Source organism: Nocardia sp. XZ_19_369 (assembly GCF_015355715.1).
Lineage (GTDB): Bacteria > Actinomycetota > Actinomycetes > Mycobacteriales > Mycobacteriaceae > Nocardia.
This window is the reverse complement of record NZ_JACVED010000013.1, coordinates 53,294-78,044: the sequence shown is the minus strand read 5'-3', so window position 1 is coordinate 78,044 and position 24,751 is coordinate 53,294. Positions and strand designations below refer to the sequence as shown.

The following is a 24,751-nucleotide window of genomic DNA, read 5'->3' as shown; positions in this document are numbered from 1 at the left end:
GCGCGGCTAGGGAAGGAGCCATCCCATGTGCGAACTCGAATGGTCGCGCAGCAGTGTCTCGATGCCGATGAGCGAGCTCGAGTACGACCTGCTGGCGGTCGGCTATGCGACCGGCTTCGGTCGAGCACTGACCGGATTCCTCAATCATGGTGTCGCAGTCCGCATCACCCGCCGCAGCGGGCACCTCTACAGCGCGTTGGAATCGGCGAATGCGCCTGTCGTACCAGCGCTTTCGCTATCAGAGGCTGAAAATAGCTGGCCCGAAACGGTTTCAACCACGATGCAGCGACACTTCGTCGAGTTCGGTGACCTGCTCGACAATGATCCCCATTTTGCTCTCGTGCGAGCCCGCGAGCTGTTCGCCGACTGTATCGCGCTGCATCACGCTTTGATGCTGCCTGCGCGTCAGCAACTCCGGGACGTCGTGGCTCTGGTCGCTGGTATCGACGGTGCTGATCGGCAGACGGACTCGACACTCACCGCTTTAGAAGCCTCGATGCATGTGGGCAGCGCGATCTTCGATGCTGCCGCCGCGCTCCTCGACGCGGAGCCCGAAATCTTGGACGACGCGGGCATCATCACCACGATCGCGGCCGGAGCCTGTGACGGCGATGGCTACGGACTCGCGCAGCCGGGCTGGCTCGAGGACGCACGATACGGCCGCCGGATCGTCGGTCTGCTGCAAACCTTCGACGTGACACCAGAAGTCCTGCGCCGACGGCGTATCGCAGCCGAAGCGCGTCAGAGCGCTGCGGCTGCCGAATTGCGCTACGCGGTGTCCGCCGATATCCGCGGCGGCCTCGATGAACGCCTTGACGCAGCCCGTGCAGCCTCGCAAATGGCTGAAACCCATGGCCCGCTGATGCACGTCCGGTACACCCACGAACTGCGACGCCTCACAACCGTGCACGGCGTCGCGCTCACCCGAGCCAACCGCCTTGATCATCTGGACGACATCTTCCATCTCACACTGTCGGAGCTGAGCGGAGACCGAGAGGTGTCCAAGATCGTTGAAGCACGCCGAGCGACGTACTGCGAACAGAGCTGCCAATGCCTACCCCCGCAGACCTTCCGGAGCCACGGATGTGCCGCGCTGCCTATCACCGTCACTGCCCGACTGCGCCACCTCGGAACACCGCCTGGCCGACCGACGGGAACCAGGCAGTGGCGGGGTATTGGAGCTGCACGAGGCAAAGGTGAAGGTCCCTTGCGCGTTTTGCGTACTCAGGCCGACATCGCGCGGCTCGTTCCCGGTGACATCGCGCTCGTCCCCGATGCCGGTCCAGCATGGGGATGGCTCGCGCTGGCGGGGATCCCCTTGATTGTCGAACAGGGTGGTCTGCTCGGTCACGCCCCGGCAGTGGCCAGAGAAGTGGGCTCATGCTGCGTCGTGGGTGCCCAGGGTCTTGCGACGCTGGTCACCGATGGTGAGGTTGTTAAGGTGTCAGGCGACACGGGCGAGGTGACCTGGTGAACGCCGGGCAGCCCTGGTACCGCGCAAAACCCCCTGTTCAAGTCGCTCGGGATGCGTTGGCCATGGCGTCACGGAAGCACCGGGAGGGGTGTGAGCCCTGCGTCGAGGCGTATCTGAGTTTGGCCCGAGACAACGGGGCCACCGATGAGCAGATCGCAGCGGCACTGCCCGGTGGGGAGTCTCAACCGAGTGGCAATTCGGCGTCGAAGTCAGCTGGCAGCGGGAGAGGGAATCAATAGTGACATCGCAGGCTAAGAAGCGAGTTCTCAGCGGGATCACCGCGACGGGGAGCTTGCACATCGGCAACTACATCGGCGCGATCAGCCAGTGGGTCGACAACCAAGCCGAGTACGAGAACTTCCTGTTCGTTGCCGACCTGCATGCCCTCACCATTCCTGAAGCCGTCGCCGGTAAAGACCTGCGCGCACGGGTGGAGGAGATATTCGCGCTCTACCTCGCGTGCGGCATCGACCCCGAGCGGTCGACGCTGTTCGTCCAGAGCGACGTCGTCGAGCATGCCGAGCTGGGATGGCTCATGACCTGCGTGACGCCAGTGTCGTGGCTGGAACGCATGACCCAGTTCAAAACCAAAGGCAAGGTCGCCGACGTCGATTCAGGTGTCGGAGCAGGACTGCTGTGCTACCCATCCCTGCAAGCCGCCGACATCTTGCTCTACGACCCTGATCTGGTCCCGGTCGGCGAGGACCAGAAACAGCACGTCGAGATCACCCGCGACATCGCCAAGCGATTCAACGCGATGTTCGGCGAGACATTCAAGGTCCCCGACGTGGTGATCCGTCAATCCGGCGGGCGGATCATGGGATTGGACGATCCGACCGCCAAGATGAGTAAGAGCACTGCTGAACGCAGCCCCGGCCACGCCATCGGATTGCTCGACCCACTGGACAAGTCCCGCAAAGCGATCATGCGAGCAGTGACCGACTCCAACTCCGGAGTCGACTTCTCCAACGAGCTCGCCCCCGGCGTCGCCAACCTGCTCACCATCTTCGAGTGCTTCGCCGCGACCACCCGTGAGCAGAGCCGCGAACAGTTCGACGGTGCTGGATACGGAACGCTGAAAACCGCGGTCGCCGACGTCGTGACCGCCAAGCTCGCTGACATCCAAAGCCGCTTCCACGACATCGTCGACGACCGCGACAATCTGAACAAGCAACTCGCCCAAGGCGCCGAACGTGCCCGCGCGATCGCCAGCACCAAACTCGCTCAGGCGTACCGATCTACAGGACTGCGACAATGATCCCCATCGCTGCCCCCGACGTGGTAGCACCGCACGTCGAGACATTCATCGCGCAAGGCTATGTACATTTCAAAGGCATATACGGCACCGAGCAGGTCGCGGTGTTCCGCGACCTGTACCGACGAGCCGTCGCGGATTGGCAATTTACAAACGGCACCGACGAAAACCCCGGCGCCGTAGCCGGATTGCTCGAACGCTACCCACGTGAGGTGTTACCCGCAGTAACTCATCCGCTGCTCCTCGGCTTCGCCGAAGCAGTGATGGGACCGTTCGTCCAGCTCGACAGCGTCGTTCTCAACAGTGATCCGCCGGTGAGCCCCGACCAGCACAACACACCGGTCATGTGGCACCGCGACCGATACGGTTCGGTGCCATCGCATGCCTACACCCGCCCACCCAGCATCGTGTTCCTGACCTACCTACAGACCATGACCAATGATGTCGGCCCGCTGCGGGTCGTTCCAGGTTCACACCGCACACCGCGTTTGATTGCCACAGACCAGCTGCACAGCCGCCACGACGACGAGACGCTCATACCAGCCGAAGCAGGCGACACGGTGGCGATCCACAACAACCTACTGCACTCCGGTACCAACAACACCAGCAATCAAAACCGCCAGTTCCTCGGGTTCATCTACAACACCTCGACCATGCGACAAGAAGACAACTTCGCCGGCCCGAACTGCCGCGCACTGGTCCAGTCGGCGCAAACCTGCAACGACCGGCGACTCCAGCGGCTCCTTGGTGAAGACCCCATGATATTCCCAAGACAGAACAGCGGATTCACAACAGAACCACACCACGACTGGCAACGCTGGAACGCGGAAGACAACACGTACGCCGCCGAGGCGGCCCAATACAGCACACTCACTCTGACGACACGTGCCAACCTAGCCGTCCCGGCTAGCTAAGTGCGAAACAGCTCGACGTGGCGGCGGCGATCACCGCCGAGCAGGCGAGCGCACTGATCGGAGGCGGTGTCGATCCTGCGGCAATACCCACCGGCCCCATAGTCGTCTAGCTGGTTTTGTCCGCGAATCCCGACGTCGGTTGTTCACCAATTTCGACGAGCCACGGGCGGTAGGCGGGTGCGGAGTTGTCCGCGAATGTGGGCGGCGGTCACAAGCTACTGGTGCCGCGAGACCTTGACCGCGGAGATCAAGAGCAGGGCGACCAGAGCGGGGATCAGCGCGATACTCGGCACGATGCCGAGCAACAGCCCGCCGAGCACGGTGCCCAGGATCGACCCGGCCGCCATGGTGAGTACGAACTTCGTGTTGGCGCGTACGACCTGGAAACTCTGATCGCGGCTGTAGCGGGCGAACGCGACGAGCATGGTCGGCAGCGACACCAGAAGCGACAGGCTGCCAGCGATTTTGATGTCGACAGCGAACAACAGCACGATCGTCGGAATCAGCAGCTCCCCGCCCGCGACTCCCATGAGCGCCGCGACGATACCGATACCGGCTCCGGCCGCCACGGTCACGGCCACTCGGGCAAGTGGCGGCAATGCCAGGCTGCTCAGCTCTCCAATGTGACTGGCGGCCAAGGCGATTGCGATGAGCACCAGCAGAGCGGCTAGCACTCGGTAGAGGGTGCGGGAGTGCATGCGGGTTGCCCACCCCGCACCAAGCCAGGCGCCGAGCAGGCTTCCGGCGAGCAGGTTCGCTGCGACTGTCCAGTGGGTGGCGACGTCGCTGTAGGGCAAGGCGATCAGCCGGGCGGGGAGGGCGGTGAGGACCACGATCAGGCTCATTGCCTTGTTGAGGATCACCGCGTGCAGGGCAGCGAATCCGAACACCCCGATCAGCAGCGGGAGGCGGAACTCCGCACCTCCCAGTCCGATCAGCCCGCCGAGCACCCCGATCACCGCACCTGCGGCGAACACCGCCCACGCCGAGGAAACCCAGCGTGTCGTCGGCACGAGACCCCCTGCGGCTGCACCCTGGACTACACCACTCACGCGGTGGGACTCTACCGACTTGGGCTCAGCGTCGGACTTGTCGTGACGTCCGAATTCGTGGACATCGACCCGGCCCAGATTCGGCCTTCGTCACGATTCACGGACAACCGCCGTCAGAGATGGCGGACAAAATCATCTAGCCAAATATCTTTGCGCAACAACAGTTTTGACTCTGTTTTGACTCGATATCCGGGTTCCGGTTTCCGTCGCCCGCAGCTACGTTCCGTATATACATTTCACGTAGCTCGGAAGGAACGAAAACGATGGCCGATACCGCCGTACGGACGGTGACTGCAACCCTCGACAACAGCCACATCCCAGCCGGTTCGACCCTCATGGTCCACGCCGTCGATGCGGTCGAGATCCCGATCGCGTCCAGCGCCGAGGCGTGCGGGCACGGCTACAGCATCTGCTCGGAGTGCACCGACACCTGGGCGATCGACTACACGATCACCGGGCGGCTGCCGTGGGATACGACGGTCCCGGCACGCGATCTGCTTCGGTTCGATCGGTGGCATGACGGTGATCGCCGTGTCGCGCGAGTGGTGCAGGATTCGCCGCGACCGGGGCGGGTCATGGTGTTGTTCACCGACCACACCTGGGTGGAGGCGGCGGCGGATCAGCGTATCGACCGCACGACAGCGGCGGCGTCTCCGACACCTGAGTTCGAGTTGGTGCCCTCGCCAGAAGTGATCGTGGCCGCTATGGCGATCGTGGATGAACGCGGACTGGACGGCTTGGGCGAATTCAAACGGGAGGACTGGCTGGAGGCGCGGCGACGTGCAACCGGCGGGGACCAGGTTTCATCCTGACCCGATATGCGAAAAGGGCCCCGGCCGGGAAGCCGGGGCTCGATCGTGTACAGGGTTGTGTCAGGTGGTGGGCGCGTCCCCGAGTTCGTAGCCGAGCAGACCGAGCGCCATGGTGTAGCAACCGTCGAGGTAATCGTCGGTATCCGGATCACCGTGAAGGACAAAGCTTCCGGGTTGCCGGAGCATCGACCAGGTGGCGCACGCGCCGGTGGAGGTCGCGGCGACGACGCCGACTTCGGCCTGCTGGTGCGGTAAGCCGGGTTGGACCCACACGGTGACGTATTCGTGGTCAGCGTCGTCGAGGCGCACGGGTGGGTCGAGTTTGTAGCAGCGGGCGGGTCCGATGTACCCGCCGAGGTCGTCGACATGGAGCACGGCATACGCCATGGGGTTACCTCTCTTCTGGTGTCGTGTCCTGGAATAGGCAGGTACGCACGGGGTTTGAGTCAGGGCGTGGTTGGCGTCGGCTCGAAGAGGTATTCGATGAGGGTGAGTAGCCCTGCCGCGCCGGGTGCGCCCGCACCGCCGCCACCGGCGGGAAATCCGCCGGGTTGCCCGGTGTGGCCTCCGCCGCCGGTTTGACCGGCCTGCCACAGCACCGGATAGCTGGTGCCCCCCGGTACGAGTCCGGATGCGCCGCCGATGGATCCGGATCCCGCGCCGCCGCCGCCTCCGGCGAGCAGGGCGACGACGCCGGAGGTCACTGATTCGCCGGGTTGGTTTGGGCCGCCGCCGTTTCCGCCGCGCATGTTGGAGCGTCCGCCGGTGCCGCCGTTGTCGGCACCGAGTCCTGGTGGGGCGGTGATGAGATCACCGAATGCGGTGGGGCCGCCGTCGAGGCCGAGGTCGCCGCCGGGGCCGACGATGATGGCGATGGTGTCGGGTAGTTGGCTGGCGCGGATGCGGCGTGGCTGCACGGCGGCACCGCCCCCTCCGCCGTTGGTCGCGTTGCCTCCGCCGCCACCAGCCCGCTCGATCACTTCGACCGATTCCAGCTCGGGCGGTTTGTGCCAGGTGTCGTTGGTGGAGTAGAGCCGAAGCACGGCGCGCATCAGCTGAATCGCTCGATGACGTAGAGCACCCCGGACCCGCCGTTGCCGCCGTTGCCTCGCGGTGGGGTCATCCCGGCGCCACCTCCACCGCCACCACCGGAGGGGGCCGCGCCGTGGCCGCCGCTAGTGGTCGTGCTGGGGGAACCTCCACCACCGCCGCCGCCGGTGGTGACCACGCTCGACGGTGTGCGGCCGTCTTGGCCGGGGAGTCCGCCGAGGGAGATTCCGCCTTGGCCGCCCGACATTCCCGGACCGCCGATGCCCGCGCCGCCTCCCCCACCGCCTCCGCCGCCGTTGAGGGAGTACGGCGAGTACGAGTTGCCGCCCGCAGCGGCCGGGTACGTGCTGCCCGAAGACGAGCCTTTGCCTCCGTCGCCACCGCGCACCATGCCGACCCCACCGGGGCCTCCGGTACCGCCGATTTCAGCCTCGGCTTGCCCACCGACGCCCCCGCCTGCGGTGAGGAAGTCACCGAATTTGGTGTCACCGCCACCGTTTCCGGGTTGGGCATCGCCGGTGCCGCCGCCACCTCCTCGTCCGATGACGATAGCGATGGGCAGGAAGTTGCCGTCGCGGTCGACCGGGAGGAGAGAGGCGGGGATGCTGTAGTGGACTTCCCCGCCGCCACCGCCACCGCCACCGGTTTTTCGGTTCGCTCCGAGGATGTCCCAGCGGCCGGCCGCTCCCCCGGCTCCGCCGCCGAGGATGATGACGTCGACGAAGACGATGCCCTTGGTGGGCGTGTAGGTGGCGTTGCCGGGGAACACGATCGTGCGGCCGTGCAGGGTGAGTTGTTCGTAGGCTTGGCGCAGCTCGGTGATCGACTGGGAGTGATCGTTGATGACGTTGACGACCTGGCTGTGCAGCCGCTGCTGGTAGCGGGTGAACACCGCTAGGGTCGCCTCTTTGAGCACCGCTTTGGCGGAGTCTTCGTTGATGTTCTGGCCGAAGACAGAGCCCAGAACGAAGGAGCCGTCGGGCGCTGGCTGTCCTGGAGTGGTCATCTCACCTCCGGGCACGAGGTAGGTGGCGGCATGCGACATCCGGCCCGGCCCCGGTTCGGCGGCAGAGCATGGGAAAGGTCAGAGGCACCAGCGGAATGGGCGCACGACGCCGGGGCGCAGCAGCGCCTCTGTTGATGGACCGGTGGGTCTCGGCCGTCACGAGGGCGGTGAGCCATGACGAGCGCGTGAGTCGCAGCAGGTAGGTCAGCCATGGCCACGGCCGAGTGAGGGCTGCCTTATAGTGCGAAGATGTTCTGAAAGGCGGCTGTCAGAGGGGAGGCGGGATGTCCGAGCTGCAGGTCGAGGTGGATCGACTCCGTGAGACTGCACGGTTCATCTCGGATCGAGCCCAGCGCATCAAGGACGGTGTCGACAAGCTCGACGGCACGGTCGGTCGGGAGCTGCTGGTCGATGGATGGCAAGGCACGGCGGCGTCCGCCTATGACGAGTCCTGGGTCGAGTGGAAGCTCGGTGCCGAGCAGATCGTCGCCGCGCTCCAGGATTCGGCGGCGAACCTGCTGACGGCGGCCAATCAATACGAGCTGCGCGATGGCTCTTTCCGGGACGCGATCAACCAAGCCGGTCGGCAGGTATAGCCATGGCGGAGGACTACCGGGTCAATCTCGGGCAGCTCGACGATGCGATCGCGACGATGGCCACGTTCGGTGCCGAGGTCGAGGGCTTGCTGCTGGAAGTCGATACCAAGGTCGCTGAGTTACACCTGGCGTGGGCGAGCGAGGCCGCGCAGGCCCAGCGCGCCGCGCACGACCGGTGGATGGCCGGTGCGGCGGAGATGCAGGAGAACCTTGGCGAGTTGCGTGAAGTGGCTCGGCGAGCACATACGAGTTACACCGCCGCAGTCGACACCAATGTGGGGATGTGGCCACGGTGACGCCGACACCGACGGTGCCGCTCATTGTTCACCGGGGGCAGGAGTACACCTCTGCCGGTGAGGTTTTCGGCCAGATGTCCGCCGATTCGGTCACCACGCACTCCGCGTTGGTCACGGTACTGACCGCGTACAAGGGGATGGCTGGTAGCGACAGCGTCGGTACTCAGTGGGCCGCGGGCTACGACGAGGCCGCCCAGCTGGCGATATCGACCTCATCCAAACTGGCGACCGCGTGCGGGCAGACCCGCGATCTTATCGTTGTTGGCGCCTACAACCACCAGGTCGCGGAAGCTGCCGCCAACCTGCGGCAGCTGCCCGAGCCGCCAGCACCATCACTGTCCTCTGATCCGTGTCTGCCCGAGACTGCGCCCTCTGCCGCCGGGGACGGGATACCGGAGCCGTTCGGCTGGTCGTTCATCAAAGACATGGTCGGGTGGGCGTGGCCCAGCGGACATCAAGACCAACTGAACGCCGCCAAAACCGCATGGCACACAGCCTCATCGGATTTCCGTACGGTGGCCGGTGCGGCTCCGCAGGCAGTCGATCTACTCACCAACCAGCAATCACCCGAGATCGAGATCGGGGTGCAAACCTGCCAGACCCGTCAGGCCGACCTCAACGCGTTGGCTGATGCCTGCCAGTCACTTGGTGATGCCTGCGGGGAATACGCCCATCACCTCGACGAGGCGCACAGCCAGATCCTCGACGAGCTCAAGGACATGGCCATCGAAACCGTCGCCGCTGAAGCAGCTTTCGCGGTCCTGGCACCGTTCACCGCCACGCTGTCGGAATGGGTGGGCAACGCGGCCCTGGCCGCCCGCCTCACCGCCAAGGCCCGACGTATCGCCACGATCATCAGCGAGCTCGCGGCGAGGGCAGCGAAAATCGTCGCCGACGTCATCAGACCACTCGCCGAGCGATTGAAACCGCTGGTCGAGAAGGTTCGCACGTGGGTGCAGGCAGCCCGGACCAAGTTCCTCGGCCGTAGCGGACCCACCGCCCTGTACTCACGCGGTGGTGCCCTGACCAATCGTGAAGTCCTGGAAGGCAATATCGGCCTGCCCAGGGACATGGACACCATCGAGGAGTACGCCCGGCTGGCCGGCATCGACCTTCGCGGTGCCAAGATCGAGATCCTCGACGATGCCGACACGATTTCCTACCTGGATTTCCAGGGTGCGATAGCCAGAACCGACTCCCTGGGAGTCCAGCTCGGACCGGCATCCTTCCAGGATGCGGAAACACTCGTGCGGACCCTGGCGCATGAAAATGTGCACGTACGCCAATACGCGGAAGGCCAAATCAATTCGATGACACGCACGCTGGAAGACGAAGCCTACGCAGCCGAAGACGCCTTCGTGGACACCTGGCGGAGGAACATTCGATGAGCGACGGAACGTCACGAATGATCGTCGAACGAGTTGACCTTCTCCCAAGCCGGGCCGACTGGATATTCGTTACCGGTGTGCTCTCCGGCGAGCCGGTCAGCATCGGCGATGCGGTGACCATCCACAACGGCGACCAGACCACCGGCGCGACAATCAAATCGATCGAACTCCATGGTCGGCCCGGGAAAACGACGATCATGCTGGACGCCGAGCTGCGCCCTGTCGTCACCGCCGGAACCGTGATCAACCGCCAGCAATGACATGGTGGTCGGCCAGTTTCGCATCACTGTGATCTATTCGGTTCCGGCCGAGGAAAGCGCCTGGTTGCGATGACCGATATACAGGAATGGGAGCGGCAGCTCAAGCAAGACCTCGCCGACATCCGCCGCAGCAGTGCACAGCTCGCCAGTGCCATTGCCGTCGTGCGGGGTCGCGGCGAAGTACGCGGGGTCATCATCGAGGTCGACGCCGATGGCGACATCACCAACCTGCAAATCGCCCCCGCTGCAATGCGATGGAGCGGCAGCCAGCTCACAACGACCTTGCTCGACTGCCACCGCAAAGCCCGAGCCGATGCCAAAGCCAGGGTCGAACGCCTACTCACCAAGGCCGACCCGCGGCTCGGCAGACAGCTCCCCAAGCCGCATAGCGAGCCCGCTCCCGCCGGTCGGTCTCAGCCGACGGAAGAAGAGATTCAGCGCGCAGACGATGAATACTTCGAACGGATGAACCACGGCTGGACGAATAATCGCTGATTACAGCCTGCTTGGGTTCCTGCGGTAAGCCAGACCATCCGTCACTCCTCCTGTGCGGGTCTCGGCCGCTTGGCTGGCTTGACCGGCCGGACAGCGTGGCGGATGAGCAGCCCGGCGATCAAGGGCGCGATCAGGGTGTAGAGGGTCAACAGCGGTTCCACCCAGCTGGTGTCGAGTTCCCGGTTGAGCAGGTACGCCGCGACAGCGGTGAGCGTGACCAGCACCGAGCGCACCAGCGCGGGCTCGGGAAGCTTCGGCGTGGGCGTGGTCACGGCTTGGCCTCGCGTAGTGCGGCGGCGAGCTTGGCGGGCAGCTCATCGATGCTCTGCTGCAGCCGTTCGAGGGTGGCGGGCAGGTCGATCGAGGACTCGTGGACGCGGCCGTCGACGTTGAGCAAGTATCCGGCCATAGTGTCGGTGGGGGCGTCGGTGTCGCGGTAGTGCGAGCGCGAGGGGTAGAGCTGGGTGAGTTCGCGGTGGATCTCGTCGAGCTTGCGTTCCTGGTCGGGGGTCATGTCGGTGGTGTCCTTTCCAAACAGAGCGGCGAGGGCGGGTTCGCCCCCGCGCACGGCGTTGACGTCGATGAGTTGCCCGGCAACCCGGGCGGTGGAGGAGAACTGGAGGATGTCGACGCGCTGGCCGCCCATCGGCTCCCAACCGGGATGGCTGTCGCCGGGGTAGAGCTCGCTGGCGAAGCCGTCACCGGTCACGTAGTGGCTGTTCCAGATCCCGACCGGCAGAGCGGTCAGCGACGGCGAGCCCATGCGCGAGGACCAGTACCAGCGCGGCAGATAGATCGGCAGCAGCTCGAAGCCGCGGGCGGTGAGTGCGGTGATCCGCGCCCACAAGTCCTCGATGCTGCCGTCGGCGTCGAGGTCCTCGTAATCGATCTGCAGGCGGCAGGCGCCACCGGAGTGGGCCAGCGCGGTGTCGGCCTCCCGGTCGGGATCGGTGCCGACCTTGCAGAACACGTAGCCACCCCAGGTATCGGGGAAATGGATCGCCATCTCGTCTCTGGCCAGGGGCCAGCACGGATCGCGCCAAGTGCCCTCGGAGATCTTGTGCGTGGCGAACGCGAAGCCTTCGCGTCGCGCCGCGCCGAAATCGAAGCCTCGCTGATGGTTGGAGACATCGATGCCAAACAGTGTTGACATGGTTGCCCTTTCGTTCGGATAGCTGGCTGCACCCAGCCACAGCAGCGGCTCCAGATGACCCGGACCTGGTGGCACCCAGACGAATTCGTGAACCTCGACATGGACGTGCGGGGGGACATCTGCATTCGTGGCGCGATCGGGATCGATGTGGGCGATGCGTTGACCGGCCTCGACGCGCTCGCCGATGGCGACTTCGGGCACGACGTGCCCGTACACGGTGTATCCGCCGCCATCAGCGGTGTCGTGGTCCAGGCACACCCAGCGCCCGAACCCCCTCGCGGGTCCGGCGCGGTCGACTCGACCGCCCGCCATGGCGTAGACGGGGCGTCCGCCACTGCCGCCGGGCCAGCCGAAATCCACACCCCAGTGCCAGCCACCTTCGCGGGGACCGAAATAGGAGGTGACGCGGTGGCCGCGTTCCATCGGCCAATATCGGTTCATCCGAACCTCCGGAGAATTCCGTTGCGGGCCTTGTCATTTCGCTCGGCATGGACGACGCGGCGGTGTTCGATCGGGTCGTCGAGCGCGCGCAGGTAGGCGTTGACCCCGGTGACCGAATGCGCGCTCGGGTCGAAGCGGGGCGGGGTGTCGAGGGTGTCGATGACCTGGGCGGTCGGCGTCGCGGGCTCGGGCTCGTCGATCCGGTAGCCGAGATAGCGCAGCCGCTCGACCTGGGCTTCGCGCTCGCGCACGGTCATCGTCGCCGGGTCTTGGATGACGACCGGCTCAGGGTCGGAGACGTCGAGGTCGACCCATTGGCCCGCTCCGTTGAGCGAGTGCTGCTCACCCCGATACGGGCGCTGAAATTTCTTGGTCGCCAACGCCGGATCCATCGGCGGGCATCCGGCCTCGGTGAGATGTTTGGAGATGGCGCGGGCCAGCGGTTCGACGAACACGATCGGAGTGCGACCGATGATCGGAATACATTGCAGCGCAGGCAGAAACCTCTGTTCAGGGTCGTCGGGGTCGATGTCTTCGATACGCCAGAGCGTGTTCACAGCACTCCCAGATCTCGGGCGAGGCCGGCGAGCTCATCGAGCATTTCCAGTCCCTTCAGCAGTGGGTCGTCGGGTTCGCGCGCGCCGACGGTGATGTCCCAGGTCGGGGTGGTGCTGCGGTCCCAGGCCAGGACGATTTCGGTGATCCGGTCGACATAGACCGCGCCCGGCTTGCCCCAGTCGCGCACCGTGGTGCCGATGCGGGTGCCCAGCCAGGCGTTGCCGTGCCCGTTCTGGCCGATGCGCAGGTTGTCGTAGCCGTCGAGGACCTTGACCGAATGCGTGGTCTGCTCGCGGGTCCGCCACCGGCCGGTGCGCAGGGCGATGAGAGCGTTCAGGGTGTAGGCGCGATCGGCTCCGGCACAGAAGGTTTCGTGGTAGTGCGACCAGCCGAGGCTGCGTTCACGGGCCGGGTCGCCGCGCTTCTGGAAGGCTCCGAAAACGTCGGTGAACAGCGGTTTCAGGATTTCTGAGGCCACGCCTCCCAGGGGCGGGATCGCCAAACTGAGCGATACGAGATCGCCGAGGAGATTGACCGCCGCCCCGAGCATCTCGTTGATGCCAGGGGCGCTGTGGCCTCCGGTTATGAACCCGACGTCGGTAGCGGGTCGCCAGTGAAAGTTGGTGGACAGCACGCCGGTTCGGTCGCCGTCGCGCAGGATGATGCCCGGCGCTCGCGGGATAGTCCCCTTCCACCTGGGACGGGAGTATTCCTCGGGGAAGGTCGGATCCCTTATCTCCTCGATGGTTTCGACCATGCCGTCGGCCCCGATGCGGGTGACCGCGCGCACGAGCCCGTCGAAAAGGTTTCCCGCGAAAGAGGTTTCGGTATCCCAGCCGCTGGAATCGACCAGGTCCCACACGAGTGCGCCGTGACGCACGCGTGCTCCGGGCCAGGGCGGCGGGTCGCCGGTGAGCCAGCGGCGCGGCTCCCAGGTCAGTTGCGCGTCGGCGACGATGCGCTGACTGACCTCATACATGGACTTGAACCGGGAATGGACCACCGCGAACTGGGAGCGGTCATCGAGGATCGAGAGCGGCTTGACCACCTGCGACCAGGTCGAGGTATCCAAGTTCAGCCACGAACGCGGATCCAGCGGATCCCCGACCGGCAGCGTCCACAGTCGCCCCTCGAGGCGAAGCAGATTCAAAAACAGGGTCAGCAGCAAACTCCACCGGGCAGGCCCGAAGCAGTTGTGCACGACAACCCCGTTGGCGACGAAGCGATGCACGTCGGAGACAGCGATGTCGAAAACCTCGGTCTCACCGCCGTATTCGAACGCAGTGACCTGTTCGCGAACCTGATGGTCGGCCATGACCCAGCCGCCGACACCGATGTCTTGGGCGGGCACGAACCCGTCGGGAGTGAGGACCTTGTGGTCGCCGGTGAGCTCGATGCTCTTGCCGGTGGCGGTGGTGAGCCGATAGACCGCCTTGATGCCGTTGCTCCACGACCCGGTCGGCGAGTGGTGGATACGCCCGTCGACCACAACCTGGCACGGGCGCCCGGCCAGCTCCCGGATCGGGCGGAGCACGACCCGGTCGCCCTCGCAGACCTGCACGAGGGTCTCCCCCGATACGCACGCCCAGGTCTTGGGGAACTGAAATTCCGGCGGGGTGAACGGATTACAGTAGGCCGTTATGTGGCGCAGGTGCTCCGTGTCGTGCTTGAACGTCGCCCGGATGATGCGCTGACCATGCTCGTCGCGGTCCTGCTCGAGGTCGTCGAGCATCCCGGACCATCTCGCCCCGTCACGGTCGACCGTGATGAAAATATTCTTGGTCGATCGGCCGTTGTGGTCGGTCATCCACCGCGCGAGGTAGTAGGTCGCGGGCAGCTCGACAGTGCCTATGCCGGTGTCGTTTTCGATCGCGGAGAACTTCGCCGAGATCTCGTTGTGGATCTCCCCGCGCAGTACCCAGTTGCCGTCCCAGATCCGCATCAACGGGGGCAGGATCCGGCGATCGGTGTCGCGCTTGAGGCGCGCGACGATGTCGTCGAAAACCCGCTCGAAATCGATGGTTTCGACGCTCGTGCTCAATCCAGTCCACCCCAGGGGCGCGGCCACGGACGCGGGCAACGCACTTGGATTCCGGCACCGATCGGCGCACCGGTCACCGACACCGGAATCCGCGTCTCGGGAGTTCGCCCGGGCAGCGGATACACGAACCGCTTGCCGCCCATGCGCGCGTAGAACTCGGTGTCCAGGCTCGAGTTGGCTTGGCCGTTGCGCGCCATCCGGTCGGTGTCGATGACGATGTGTTCACCGGCCAGCAAAGGCGGCATGACGATCTTGCGATCGGCATCGATGTCGGCGCGATCGAATTCATCGCTGCCCCAAGAGAAGTCCGGGATCGTCCACACGATTCCGGCGGTGCCCTGAAAGACCCAGCGCGGCCAGATCTCGTAATCGATCGGCAGCGGGTTCGCGACAGTGACGAACCCGTTCTCAACACCGCCGCCGGTCGTGTCGGTGGTCGTAATAAAGCTGGAAGTGGCGTCGTCTTCGAGCCAGCGCGGGTAAGCGCCAATCAGTGGCACGACGACCAGCCCGTAGTCGTGGACGTTCGGGTCGCCGACGATCTTGACGCGCGGTTTGGCACCCAGGCGCACCGATAGGCGACGTTGGGTGTCGCCGATCTGGACCCGGACCAGCGAGTCGCGTCGGAACGAAAACGCCTGCCGGAACGCGGAATCGGCGTGCCGCCACGGCAGCTGCGGTGTGCCGAGAACATGGAAGGCGAGGGAGAAGTCGAACTTCTCCTCGCGTAGCCCGCCGAAGTCCGCGCCGATCTGATAGGCCGTGGCGTTCCAGATCGTGGTGGTCGCGGTCTCATACATCGCGTCGAAGTCGGTGCCCGAGTCCTCGTCGGCGAGCACGACTCCGTGATCGCCCATGCCCGGCCCGGCGACGGTGAACCGTTCCGCGCCCGGTCCTTCGATGACGATGCGGGTGTCGGGCGGTGGGGTGATCATCGGCCTTGCCAGGTCTTGGCGCGCTGACGCTGGTCCAACGTCATCAGCGCCCATTCCCGCCGGAACTCCGATGCGCTCATCCCGGTGGTGAGGTTCTCGATGCGGACGCTGGCATCCAGCGCGGGCTCGGTGGCGAACCCGCCCATGAACGCCTGCATCTGCCCTGGACTCGACAGCACCGGCTCCGGACGGCGAGACAGGTTGATCGCGGTCTCACCGGGCATCAACCAACCACCCCGGTCAAAGACACGAGGCCGCAGCTTGTCCCACCATTCCGGCGGCGGCTGACCTGCGACCGGGGTGTAGCCGAGCTGGGCGGCGATCGACTCCGGGGAGAACGACGGCAGCGGCCCGATCGCCGCGCTCGCTTTCTGTGCGGCGCTCTGCCCGGCGGCGATCAGCGGCGCGTAGTCGATGGTCCACCAGCGGGTTTCGCCGAGCCCGAATGGCAGCTGTTCGAGCAGCGCGTCGAACGCGATCCCGGCGGCGTCGGTGACAAAGTCCCGGACCCTGCCCTGGATCTTGCTGCCGGATCTACCCAGCTCGTCGAGCTTGGACCGCGCCCGCGAGAGCTCGGCATCAGCCTTGAGCCGATCGTTGGCGCTGGCCTCCGGATCGGCGTAGACCTCGTTGCGGCGAGTATTGGCCGAATCAACCGACGCTTGAGCGTCGATGCGCGCCACCTCGTCCTCGCTGAACTTCCGCTCCAACGCCGGAGCCTGCGGTGCTGGTCCATCCGCTTTCCCCGACTCGACGTCGTCCTTGCGCTGCTGCAGCCCGAGGACCTTCTGCTCGGCCTTCTCCACGGCGAGGTCGGCCTGGCGGCGATCGGCGTCGGACTTGTCCTCGTCGGCGTAGACCTTGTCGCGGCGCTGCTTGGCCTGCTCGACCGAGACCTGCGCCGATTCCAGGTTGGTCTGATCAGCGTCTGTCCATTCCTTCTTCTCTTTGCCGGGCTTGCCCGCGGTTCCGGTGTCGCTGGCTCCTTCTGCCCAGCCCGCGATCAGCTCGTTGGGTAGGTGAAAGGCATTGGTGAACTGGGCGTCGGTCGCGCCGACCGCTGGTGATCCCAGGCGTGAGGTGCCGTGGGAGCCACCGGATTCGGCGGGTTGGCCGTTGATCGTGGCGGCCATGTGGTCGGCGTTCGCACCGACTTGGAACAAAGTGCCGGCCGGACCGAGCCCGATTTCCAAGCCCGCGAGCCGCCCGGCCAGCAGGTCCAGGGTGGTGTAGAGACGCACAGCCGGGTTCGCCATGCCCATCGCCACGCGCTGCAGGAAGGAGATGAACCCACTGCAGTCGAAGCGGTCCGGGCCGACGCCACCCCAGTCGTAGGGGTTGCCGGTGACCGCCCTTGCGGCGGCGAGTGCGTCTTTGATGCCGCGCGGGACCGCGCCTCCGGCGGCGAAACGTAGTGCGCCCGAGCGCATCGCGGCGCGTAGCCGGTACATCGCACCCTGGCCGCCGACGGAGGCGACTTCGCGGGCGGTGACGACGTGCTCGCCTGCCGACAGCCGTGCCACAATACTGTCGGAGGTCGGGCCGCCAGGTCCGGCGATGGCTCCGCCGTCGGCGTGACCGGGCAAGATACTGAGAACGCTGGACCCGATCCGGCCCGCGACGTCGGTGACGGTGCCGATGACGCCTTTGACCCGGTCCCAGTATTCGAGGATCTTCTCGATCGCGGAGACCACCACATCGCGTAGCGAGGTGAACCAGCCCTTGCCGGTCTCGATGGCGGCCCCGATGATCGCCCATCCGGCGCGCAGGCCGTCGGCGAACCAGGACACCTTGTCTCCGGCCTCACCGATCCCGGCTCGCCAGGCCGCGAGGTAGACCTGCACCCCAGCCCACCAGCCGCTGATCAGGTCCGATACGAATCCGAAGACCGGTTGGACCACGCTCGTCCACCACCAGGACACGATGTCTCCGGCTTCGCCGAGCGCGCTCTTCCAGGCAGCGAAGTAGCCCTGGACTCCGGACCACCACGACGAGATCAGCGAGCCGATGAACCCGAAGACCGGGGAGACGACCGACCCCAGCCAGAGCACTTTGTCTCCGACCCAGCCCAAGGCGTCCAGGAAGCCGCCCCAGATCGGTTGGATGTAGGACCAGGCAGCGGCGAGCGCGGATTGGATTGCGCCCCACACGGTTTCCCAGATCGCGCGTCCGGTGTCGGTCTGGGTGAAGAACCAGACGAGCCCAGCGACCAAGGCCGCGATCGCAGCGATCACGATGCCGATGGGATTGGCAGTGAGCGCGGCGTTCCACAACCACGTCGCGGCGGTAGCGACCCGAGAAGCCGCCGCTGAGGCAAGCGCAGCGACCTTGGCCCGCAGAGTGGTGGCCGTCTGAGTGTTCTGCGTCCCGGTATTGACCCCGGTCGCGACGGTGTTGGCGGTGAGTGCGGCGGTGTGGGCGGTCATCGCGGCGGTGAGCTGGCGCTGCACCATCAGCTGGGCGAACATCGCTGGGGTTTGCACGATCCGGGCGATCTGGTAGCCGGTCTGCGCGGCTTGGCTGGTCGCATACGCGGCGGCCAGCCCGAGCAGCAGCGGAGTGACCAGGCCGGTGTGGGCGGCCAGGACGCCGAGGATGTCGCTCATCGAGCCGAGCGCGGCGGTGAGCACGGTGATGGTGTCGACGCCGAGGTTGCCCAGCGCGCCGCCGAGCCCGGCCAGCCCGGAGGTCAGGGTGGACAGGAATCCGCTGTCCTCGCCTCCGGCACCGGCTTCGCCGATCTTGGTCAGCTGGTCGGTGACGGTGGTGAATCCGGAGGTGAGCTTCGAAAAGTCGAACTCGCCAAGGGAATTGGTGACCCGCTCGATGGTGGCAGGCAGGTTGGTCATCGAGCCGGTGAACGTCTCGACCGCATGGGAGTCGGCCAACCGCTGGGAGAAGGCTTGGATCTTCGGGGTGAGCGTGTCGAGGCCACCGGCGAGCCCGGTCAGCGTCGTGGTGGCGACCGGCAGCCACGGGGCCAGGATTCCTGCGCCGAAGCGGGCCATCGCGGCTTTGAAGCCGCCGCTGGCGCCGGACAACGTTTGGCGGAGTCCGGCCATGGTGCCCGCATAGGCTTTGGTCGCCCCGGCGGCTCCGTTGGAGCCTTCCATGATGCCCTTGGTCAGGATGTCGAGGGCCTTGTCGGCGGGCACCGCTCCCTTGGAGATCATCTTCTGCATCTCGTCGGTGGTGACACCGAACCCGTTGGCGAGAATGGCCAGCGCGGGGACACCGGCTTCGGCGACCGACCACACCTGATCCAGCGACACCTTGCCGGTGGCGGCCATCTTCCCGAACGCCGCCGACACCTGTTCGACGCCGTCCGCGCCCTTGCCCGACGCGGCGGCGGCCTCACCGATGGCGGTCAGGTATCCCGGTACTTTCGCCGCGGGCACGTTCATCGCGACCAGGTTCTTGCCCACGGTGGCGAACTGATCCAAGTTGAACGGGGTGCCGTTAACGGTCTTTTTGATCTCGTCCATCAGGCGGCCGGCCTCGCTGGCCGAGCCCATGATCGTGGTCAGCGAGGTGGTGGCGTTCTGGATCGTGGTCAGCCGGTCCAACCCGGACTTGAGTGCGGTACCACCGAACAGAGCCGCACCGATCCCCCCAGCGGTAACGGCGCTCTTGAACACCGCACCGAATCCCGAGGCGAACCGGGAACCCAGCGAGCGTCCGGCCTTGTCGGCGCTGCCCTGAGCCTGGACGAACGCGCCCTCGACACCGGGGGCGACCTTGGAGGTCTCCGGGACCAGTGACACGTAGCCGGTGGCCAGGTTCACTCCGCCGCTGGTCATGACTTGATCACCTCCCCTGGTTCTGGGTTCGCAAGGCGCGCAACCGGTCTCGGACCTCGTTCATCGGGACCGCGTGACCACTGACACGGCGTGAGCCCGGATCGTCGACGCCGGGGCGCGGATAGGGGCGCGGGCGGTTGCGGTTCTTCGCGCCGTCTTTGGTCTTGGCCCACAGCAGCAAGCTCGCGAGGTCGATCAGCTCGGCGAGCAGGAACTCTCCTTGCCCCCAGCGGGCCACTTCGGGGTGCATGACGGACATGAGCGCGGACTCGCGCGGGGATTGGCGGACCAGGACGAGCAGGTCGTGCCAGTTGAAGGACTCCGAGCCGACGTCGCGCAACCGGACACCGGCGCGGATGAGGTCGGCTTCCACCGCGTCGCGGTGCGCATCGACCAAGCTCAGGAGTCCGAGGATTCCCCCAGCTCGATACCGCTGTCTTTCTGCCAGGCGTTCATCAGCTCGTGCACCTGGGCTTGGGTCATCGCGTCGATGACCGCGAGATCCTTGGTGGCGGCGACACCTTCGATGAGCGCGAAGAACTGCTCGGTGTCGTTCTCCTTGCGCAGTTTGCGGATGATCCCGAACGGGATGTTCTCCATCCTCGGTAGCGAGATCGTCTTGCCGCCTGCGGTCGTGTGCGTGAACTTCTCCATCACCATGGACCGGACCTTCCTTCGGTTTCAATTGGCGGACTGGGCCTTTCAGTGCCCGCCCGGCGAGGGCAGGCCCGGTCCAAGGGATGAATGAACCTCGCCGGACGGGATCGAGGAGCCACAGGACGTCTTGTTCGGCACCCGCTCGGAGCGAGTTCCCTTGCTGTGACTGTGTTTTGGGTGCGGCGTCGCTGATCTCAGAGTTGGCCGTATTCGCCGATGCGTCGGCCGCCGACCCAGGTCTGGAGTACCTCGGTCTGCCACAGCGGCTTCTGCGGCCAGAACGGGTCCTGATCGAGGAGCACGAAGTCGGCGTGCTTGCCGGGGGTGAGGGATCCCAGGACGCGCTCTTGATGAGCGGCGTAGGCGGCATCGAGGGTGTAGGCGCGCAGGGCTTCGGCGACGGTCATCGCCTGTTCGCGGTGCCAGCCGCCCGCGGGCTGCCCGTCGCGGTCGGTGCGGGTGACAGCGGCGTGGAGGCCATCGAAGGGGCGATGTGAGGACACCGGGAAGTCGCTGCCCGCCGCGATGGTCACGCCGAGGTCGAGCAGTGATCGCCAGGCGTAGGCGCCGGTGAGACGCGCTGCGCCGAGGCGGGTCTCGGCCATGTTCATGTCGTCGGTGGCGTGGCTGGGCTGCATCGAGGCGATCAGACCGAGCTGTGCCAGGCGCGGCAGGTCCGGCGGTGCGAGGACCTGGGCATGCTCGATACGGTGCCGCAGCCGTGGTACTCGCGCCGAGCCCAGCACGTCGGTGTAGGTGTCGAGGGCCATGCGGTTGGCGTGGTCACCGATGGCGTGGATCGCGCTCTGGTAGCCCGCGTCCACGATCTGGCGAACGCGGGAGGTCAGTTCGGTGGGCTGTAGCTGTGGCAGTCCTCGGCTGGTGGGCCGGTCGGTGTACGGGTCGAGCAGTGCTGCCCCATGCGAGCCGAGTGCGCCGTCTGCGATCAGTTTGACCGTGCGGACTCGCAGCATGTCATCGGCGACCGAGTCGGTCCGTGCATGGGTGCCGAATCTGACGAAGGCGTCCCAGTTGAGGAATGCGTTGATGCGCAGCGTCATTCGGCCTGTGCTGGCGAGGTCGAAGAGCGCGGGGAGCTGATCGGGGGCGGTGGATGCCTCGCTGATCGAGGTGAGTCCGGCTGCGTTGAGTCTTTGCTGAGCGGTGAGCAGCCGGTCTTCGTAGTCGAGAAGAGTCGGAGCTGGGATGTGTTGTTCGATCAGCTTTTTGGCGGCGTCGACCAGCACGCCGGTGGGTCGGCCGTCGCCGTCGCGGATGATCTGCCCGCCCACTGGATCCGGCGTCGATGCGGTGATCCCGGCGAGCCGCAGCGCAGCCGTATTGGCCACGCCTGCATGGCTGTCCACGCGCAGCAGCCACAGCGGGCGCTCCTCGACCACCTGGTCGAGGTCGGCTGCGCTCGGTAACCGGCCCCAGCCCACGTCGTTCCATCCCCGCCCCAGCAGCCATGGCCGATCCCGATGTTCGCGCGTGTAGGTTGCGATGACCCGCAGCGCGTCATCGACCGACCGCACACCAGCGAGGTCGATCTGGGTCGCGGCGGCGCCGAAACTCCAGAGGTGACCGTGGGCGTCGTGGAAGCCGGGCAGACAGGCCTTTCCGTGTCCGTCGATGCGTCGCGCGCCTGCCGTCCCGGCGGGATCGAGTGCTTCCACTCTTCCGTGCGCGTCGATCAGCAAGCTGGAGAACCGGTGCAGTCCGCTGGCGGTGCAGGTGTAGCCGCGGACCTTATCGAGCAGGATGCGTTCGGTCCCTGGGTGTGGTCGCGGAGACGTCGAGCACGCGGCCACCAGCCCGCTCGCCGTCGCGATGCTGACAGCTGCACCGGTCAGGCGTAGGAACTGAGCCCGGCTCAGCCGGGCGCGATCGGAATCGGTCACTGACTCTTCCGTTTCTGTAGGAGCTGTCGGCGCTCACGCGCACGACGCGTGCACCGCCGGCCGGACTCGGACGGTCGATCAGGCGGGAGTGACGGTGAGTTTGGTGCCGGTGCCGGTGAGTCCGGTGCCGTTGCCGCTCAAGGTGCCGCCGCCCGAGAGGGTGATCTTGTACGGGCCACCGGCCGGACCGGTCACGGTGACGCCGTCGGTGCCGACCCCGGCCAGCGCCGCGAGCGCCGTGCGCACTGCTGCGTTGGCGGCATCGAAAGCGATTGCGGTGGTGGGCTTTCCGTCGACCGAGAGCAGGAAGGTGCCAGCGGTCGCCGACAGCGCGACAGTCCATTGTGTCGGCGGGCGGCCCTTGTGCACCCACTCATACAGCGGGGTACCGTCAGCGTCCTCGAAGCATTCGACGGTGACGGTGTAGGCGATTGTCTCGGTGTGCACGATCTGTACGTCGTCGACGGTGCTGATCTGCCCGTCGGGGATCCAGATCCGGCGCAGCGCGACATCGGAGTCGAGGGTGTCGATGATCCAGCTCGAGTGCGGCAGTTGACGCTTGTTGTGCCGCACCGCGATCGAGTTACCCGTCACGGTGACGTTGTCGTCGCCATACACAGCGCGCAGGACGAGCGCGTTGATGGACTCGAGGAAAGCAAACTGCGCCGTGAGCGTGTAGTCCGTCTGCAGAATTTTCACGGTGGAGCCGCCGAAGGCTTTCTTCTTGTCGATGTCTCTCGACTCGGCGAGGGTGTAGCCGTCTTCGCCGATGTAGCCGTGATCGAGGAACGCGGGATCCAGATCGCTGGTGGCGCTGTTCGGACCGGGGGTGCCCAGCGGTGCGCGGAGCAGCGAGCCGGTGGCTCGCGGCATTGCCGCGTAGATGTTGGCGACCGTGCTTGCCATGGTCGGTAGCCCCTTTCAGGCGCAAGGCGGACCGGGCCTGCTCGAAAGGGATGTGCGGCGATAGGGATAGAGCGGTGCTGGTGTCAGCGCGGTGGATGTCAGGTGGTGGTGCCGTCGCGACGGCGAAGGACTCGGCCGAAGGGCACGTCGGTGAAGCGGTCAGGCGAGTTGGCCGCGCACGTCGAGATCGAGGGTCGCCTGGTATCGCGGGTGACGGGTGTCAGGATCGGGATGGTTGACCGGGGCGCCGACTGTGGCGGCGGCGCGGATCCGTGGTTCCTGGGGGTCGCGGGGTGCGCTCAGTAGCAGTGCGTGGCACAGCTCGGCCAGTTGTGCGGCTTCGGGTTCGTGCAGGTCCCAGCATTCGATGATCACTATGCGGGAGGCGAGGATCCGCCGGTCGTTGCCGCCACCGGCGGCGCTGACGCGTACTAGTCGGTCCGGGCGCGGGTTGGGGACTTTCGTCGCGACCACGGCCCGATCGCCTCGCGCGGCAAGCCGCGTACTCAGGTAGGCGATGGTGAGGGTCTCGATCGCGGGGTAGACGACGAGTTCGTTCATCGGCTGCGTCCGGCGTTGAGGGCTTTGACCAGGGTGTTGTCTTTGGCGTTGCGGCGGGCCGCTTTGATCGTGCGGGGAGAGATGGTGACCCGCCAGCGACCTTGCGGGTGGCGGGCGCCCTGGCGGGATGTCATCTCGAAGCCCTCGCCCGCGGCTGCTTTCACGCGTCGGCCGCGCGCTTCGACGTCGCGGACCACGCCGGACGCGCGGCGCAGGTTGTAGAAGCCGTCGGGTGTCCATTGGATCTTCGGCTTGGGCACTATCCGTCCACCTTTCGCAGCGTGATGACGTTGCCCGGCGTCCAGCCGAACGGGCCGTGGTTGGCATCGGCAGCCACGCCGATCACCTCAAAACGACCTGCCGGTCCGGATGGCAGATCGATGAGATCTGCTGGTGCGGGCTGGAATTGGGCGGGCGCGTACACCTCGACCTCGGTGATGGCCCGGTTGTGCCCGTCGAGGTCGGGTTCGCTGGACCGCGATGGCCCCCACCCGTAGACGCGCACCGCGATACCGGGTGTGTCCAGGGGCGGGGTGTAGAGCGAGACGGCGTTGCCGTGGGAGTCGGTGCCGCCGTCGCGGTGGCGGTAATGGTTCAGGGTGTGGCGTAGCGGCAGGTTCATGCGAGCGGGACGATGCGATAGGCGGCGAGCAGGTCGCGTTCGACCTGGGTCAGCGCCACCCCGCCGATCGAGCCGTCCGCGCTGACAGTGAGTTGTTCGCTGAACGGTCCTGCGGTGCGGGCGCGTACCGCTGAGGCCGGAGTGTCCTTGGCACGCTTGGCGATTCCGAGCACGACGCCGACAAGCAGCGGTGGGGGCGTGGGCCATCCGTGGGTGATTTCGATCCGGACGCCGCGTTCGCGGGTCGTCCATGCGATCGGACGGCGCAGATATCCAGTCGGCGACCATCTGATCTTGGCGAGGTCGATCGGACGGTCGTTCTCGGTGACCGAGTGCAGATCGAGCAGGCGCAGCGTCGGCACCATCTGCACCCGATCACCAGACCCGTCCAGGATCAGTGTCTCGGTGAGGGTCGGGGCGATGTGCCAGCCGCACCAGTCACGCACCAGAGCGTTGGCTATCGCCACGGCCAGTGCGGGACTGCCATTTTCGTAGTCGGCGAGCACTGCCTCATCGGCCAGCGGCGGGAGCGGCGCGGCGAGGACCGCACTCGGGGTAGGTGAGCCCGCGTCGGTCAT

Annotated in this window: 28 protein-coding genes; 10 read left to right on the top strand and 18 right to left on the bottom strand. The window is 66.1% G+C overall.

The window, feature by feature from the left end:
• Positions 1 to 25: 25 nt before the first annotated feature.
• The 4 genes from IBX18_RS37960 to IBX18_RS37945 all read left to right on the top strand — a co-directional run bounded on the left by IBX18_RS37960 (position 26) and on the right by IBX18_RS37945 (position 3,643).
• Positions 26 to 1,474: a PEP-utilizing enzyme gene (locus IBX18_RS37960; RefSeq protein WP_194838261.1), complete on the top strand. Its 1,449-nt coding sequence runs from the start codon at positions 26 to 28 to the stop codon at positions 1,472 to 1,474.
• A gap of 62 nt (positions 1,475 to 1,536) precedes the next feature.
• Entirely contained in the window at positions 1,537 to 1,713 is a 177-nt protein-coding gene (locus IBX18_RS43550; RefSeq protein ID WP_194838260.1) for a carboxymuconolactone decarboxylase family protein, read from the top strand.
• Positions 1,713 to 2,732 (top strand): tryptophan--tRNA ligase, encoded by a 1,020-nt coding sequence (gene trpS, locus IBX18_RS37950; RefSeq protein ID WP_194838259.1) that lies wholly within the window; start codon positions 1,713 to 1,715, stop codon positions 2,730 to 2,732. The genes IBX18_RS43550 and trpS overlap by 1 nt, the downstream gene beginning before the upstream one ends.
• On the top strand, positions 2,729 to 3,643 hold the full coding sequence (locus IBX18_RS37945) for a phytanoyl-CoA dioxygenase family protein (RefSeq protein ID WP_194838258.1): 915 nt from the start codon (positions 2,729 to 2,731) through the stop codon (positions 3,641 to 3,643). The genes trpS and IBX18_RS37945 overlap by 4 nt, the downstream gene beginning before the upstream one ends.
• Positions 3,644 to 3,858: 215 nt before the next feature.
• Here the strand turns inward: IBX18_RS37945 and IBX18_RS37940 are convergent, their stop codons facing one another.
• Positions 3,859 to 4,695 (bottom strand): sulfite exporter TauE/SafE family protein, encoded by an 837-nt coding sequence (locus IBX18_RS37940; protein ID WP_306796587.1) that lies wholly within the window; start codon positions 4,693 to 4,695, stop codon positions 3,859 to 3,861.
• A gap of 263 nt (positions 4,696 to 4,958) precedes the next feature.
• Between IBX18_RS37940 and IBX18_RS37935 the strand changes: the two genes are divergently transcribed.
• Positions 4,959 to 5,507, top strand: coding sequence for a hypothetical protein (locus tag IBX18_RS37935; RefSeq protein WP_194838257.1), 549 nt, complete (start codon positions 4,959 to 4,961; stop codon positions 5,505 to 5,507).
• A 60-nt stretch (positions 5,508 to 5,567) separates the two neighbouring features.
• Here the strand turns inward: IBX18_RS37935 and IBX18_RS37930 are convergent, their stop codons facing one another.
• The 3 genes from IBX18_RS37930 to IBX18_RS42920 are packed head-to-tail and all read right to left on the bottom strand — an operon-like array spanning position 5,568 to position 7,563.
• Positions 5,568 to 5,894, bottom strand: coding sequence for a hypothetical protein (locus IBX18_RS37930; RefSeq protein ID WP_194838256.1), 327 nt, complete (start codon positions 5,892 to 5,894; stop codon positions 5,568 to 5,570).
• A 59-nt stretch (positions 5,895 to 5,953) separates the two neighbouring features.
• The gene (locus IBX18_RS37925; RefSeq protein WP_194838255.1) at positions 5,954 to 6,559 is read right to left on the bottom strand and encodes a hypothetical protein; all 606 of its coding nucleotides are present in this window, start codon (positions 6,557 to 6,559) and stop codon (positions 5,954 to 5,956) included.
• Positions 6,559 to 7,563 carry a glycine-rich domain-containing protein gene (locus tag IBX18_RS42920; protein WP_194838254.1) on the bottom strand — a complete coding sequence of 335 codons (1,005 nt, stop codon included), beginning with the start codon at positions 7,561 to 7,563 and terminating at the stop codon, positions 6,559 to 6,561. Before IBX18_RS42920 ends, IBX18_RS37925 begins: the two co-directional genes overlap by 1 nt.
• A 284-nt stretch (positions 7,564 to 7,847) precedes the next feature.
• Here IBX18_RS42920 and IBX18_RS37915 point away from each other — a divergent pair, with 284 nt between their 5' ends.
• The 5 genes from IBX18_RS37915 (at position 7,848) to IBX18_RS37895 (ending at position 10,598) form a co-directional block, all read left to right on the top strand.
• Positions 7,848 to 8,159 (top strand): WXG100 family type VII secretion target, encoded by a 312-nt coding sequence (locus IBX18_RS37915; protein WP_194838253.1) that lies wholly within the window; start codon positions 7,848 to 7,850, stop codon positions 8,157 to 8,159.
• A 2-nt stretch (positions 8,160 to 8,161) separates the two neighbouring features.
• Entirely contained in the window at positions 8,162 to 8,455 is a 294-nt protein-coding gene (locus tag IBX18_RS37910; protein ID WP_194838252.1) for a WXG100 family type VII secretion target, read from the top strand.
• Positions 8,443 to 9,843 (top strand): hypothetical protein, encoded by a 1,401-nt coding sequence (locus IBX18_RS37905; protein WP_228542427.1) that lies wholly within the window; start codon positions 8,443 to 8,445, stop codon positions 9,841 to 9,843. Before IBX18_RS37910 ends, IBX18_RS37905 begins: the two co-directional genes overlap by 13 nt.
• On the top strand, positions 9,840 to 10,103 hold the full coding sequence (locus IBX18_RS37900) for a hypothetical protein (protein WP_194838251.1): 264 nt from the start codon (positions 9,840 to 9,842) through the stop codon (positions 10,101 to 10,103). Before IBX18_RS37905 ends, IBX18_RS37900 begins: the two co-directional genes overlap by 4 nt.
• A 69-nt stretch (positions 10,104 to 10,172) precedes the next feature.
• Positions 10,173 to 10,598: a hypothetical protein gene (locus IBX18_RS37895; protein WP_194838250.1), complete on the top strand. Its 426-nt coding sequence runs from the start codon at positions 10,173 to 10,175 to the stop codon at positions 10,596 to 10,598.
• Between the two features lie 41 nt (positions 10,599 to 10,639).
• Here IBX18_RS37895 and IBX18_RS37890 read toward each other — a convergent pair whose 3' ends face one another.
• The 14 genes from IBX18_RS37890 to IBX18_RS37825 all read right to left on the bottom strand — a co-directional run bounded on the left by IBX18_RS37890 (position 10,640) and on the right by IBX18_RS37825 (position 24,751).
• The gene (locus tag IBX18_RS37890) at positions 10,640 to 10,870 is read right to left on the bottom strand and encodes a hypothetical protein (RefSeq protein ID WP_194838249.1); all 231 of its coding nucleotides are present in this window, start codon (positions 10,868 to 10,870) and stop codon (positions 10,640 to 10,642) included.
• On the bottom strand, positions 10,867 to 12,192 hold the full coding sequence (locus tag IBX18_RS42585) for a peptidoglycan DD-metalloendopeptidase family protein (RefSeq protein WP_228542426.1): 1,326 nt from the start codon (positions 12,190 to 12,192) through the stop codon (positions 10,867 to 10,869). The genes IBX18_RS37890 and IBX18_RS42585 overlap by 4 nt, the downstream gene beginning before the upstream one ends.
• On the bottom strand, positions 12,189 to 12,749 hold the full coding sequence (locus IBX18_RS37880) for a DUF2744 domain-containing protein (RefSeq protein WP_194838248.1): 561 nt from the start codon (positions 12,747 to 12,749) through the stop codon (positions 12,189 to 12,191). The genes IBX18_RS42585 and IBX18_RS37880 overlap by 4 nt, the downstream gene beginning before the upstream one ends.
• The gene (locus tag IBX18_RS37875; RefSeq protein WP_194838247.1) at positions 12,746 to 14,791 is read right to left on the bottom strand and encodes a Hint domain-containing protein; all 2,046 of its coding nucleotides are present in this window, start codon (positions 14,789 to 14,791) and stop codon (positions 12,746 to 12,748) included. The genes IBX18_RS37880 and IBX18_RS37875 overlap by 4 nt, the downstream gene beginning before the upstream one ends.
• Positions 14,788 to 15,726: a phage tail protein gene (locus IBX18_RS37870; RefSeq protein WP_194838246.1), complete on the bottom strand. Its 939-nt coding sequence runs from the start codon at positions 15,724 to 15,726 to the stop codon at positions 14,788 to 14,790. Before IBX18_RS37870 ends, IBX18_RS37875 begins: the two co-directional genes overlap by 4 nt.
• Positions 15,723 to 19,526 carry a tape measure protein gene (locus IBX18_RS37865; RefSeq protein WP_194838245.1) on the bottom strand — a complete coding sequence of 1,268 codons (3,804 nt, stop codon included), beginning with the start codon at positions 19,524 to 19,526 and terminating at the stop codon, positions 15,723 to 15,725. The genes IBX18_RS37870 and IBX18_RS37865 overlap by 4 nt, the downstream gene beginning before the upstream one ends.
• Before the next feature lie 7 nt (positions 19,527 to 19,533).
• Positions 19,534 to 19,923 carry a DUF5361 domain-containing protein gene (locus IBX18_RS37860; protein ID WP_194838244.1) on the bottom strand — a complete coding sequence of 130 codons (390 nt, stop codon included), beginning with the start codon at positions 19,921 to 19,923 and terminating at the stop codon, positions 19,534 to 19,536.
• Between the two features lie 2 nt (positions 19,924 to 19,925).
• Positions 19,926 to 20,186, bottom strand: a complete 261-nt coding sequence (locus tag IBX18_RS37855; protein WP_194838243.1) for a hypothetical protein — start codon at positions 20,184 to 20,186, stop codon at positions 19,926 to 19,928.
• A gap of 191 nt (positions 20,187 to 20,377) precedes the next feature.
• Entirely contained in the window at positions 20,378 to 22,084 is a 1,707-nt protein-coding gene (locus tag IBX18_RS37850; RefSeq protein WP_194838242.1) for an amidohydrolase, read from the bottom strand.
• Positions 22,085 to 22,162: 78 nt separating this feature from the next.
• Positions 22,163 to 22,990, bottom strand: a complete 828-nt coding sequence (locus IBX18_RS37845) for a hypothetical protein (protein ID WP_194838241.1) — start codon at positions 22,988 to 22,990, stop codon at positions 22,163 to 22,165.
• A 159-nt stretch (positions 22,991 to 23,149) separates the two neighbouring features.
• Entirely contained in the window at positions 23,150 to 23,551 is a 402-nt protein-coding gene (locus IBX18_RS37840) for a hypothetical protein (protein ID WP_194838240.1), read from the bottom strand.
• On the bottom strand, positions 23,548 to 23,811 hold the full coding sequence (locus tag IBX18_RS37835; protein WP_194838239.1) for a hypothetical protein: 264 nt from the start codon (positions 23,809 to 23,811) through the stop codon (positions 23,548 to 23,550). The genes IBX18_RS37840 and IBX18_RS37835 overlap by 4 nt, the downstream gene beginning before the upstream one ends.
• The gene (locus tag IBX18_RS37830; protein ID WP_194838238.1) at positions 23,811 to 24,173 is read right to left on the bottom strand and encodes a hypothetical protein; all 363 of its coding nucleotides are present in this window, start codon (positions 24,171 to 24,173) and stop codon (positions 23,811 to 23,813) included. The genes IBX18_RS37835 and IBX18_RS37830 overlap by 1 nt, the downstream gene beginning before the upstream one ends.
• Positions 24,170 to 24,751 (bottom strand): hypothetical protein, encoded by a 582-nt coding sequence (locus IBX18_RS37825; protein WP_194838237.1) that lies wholly within the window; start codon positions 24,749 to 24,751, stop codon positions 24,170 to 24,172. The genes IBX18_RS37830 and IBX18_RS37825 overlap by 4 nt, the downstream gene beginning before the upstream one ends.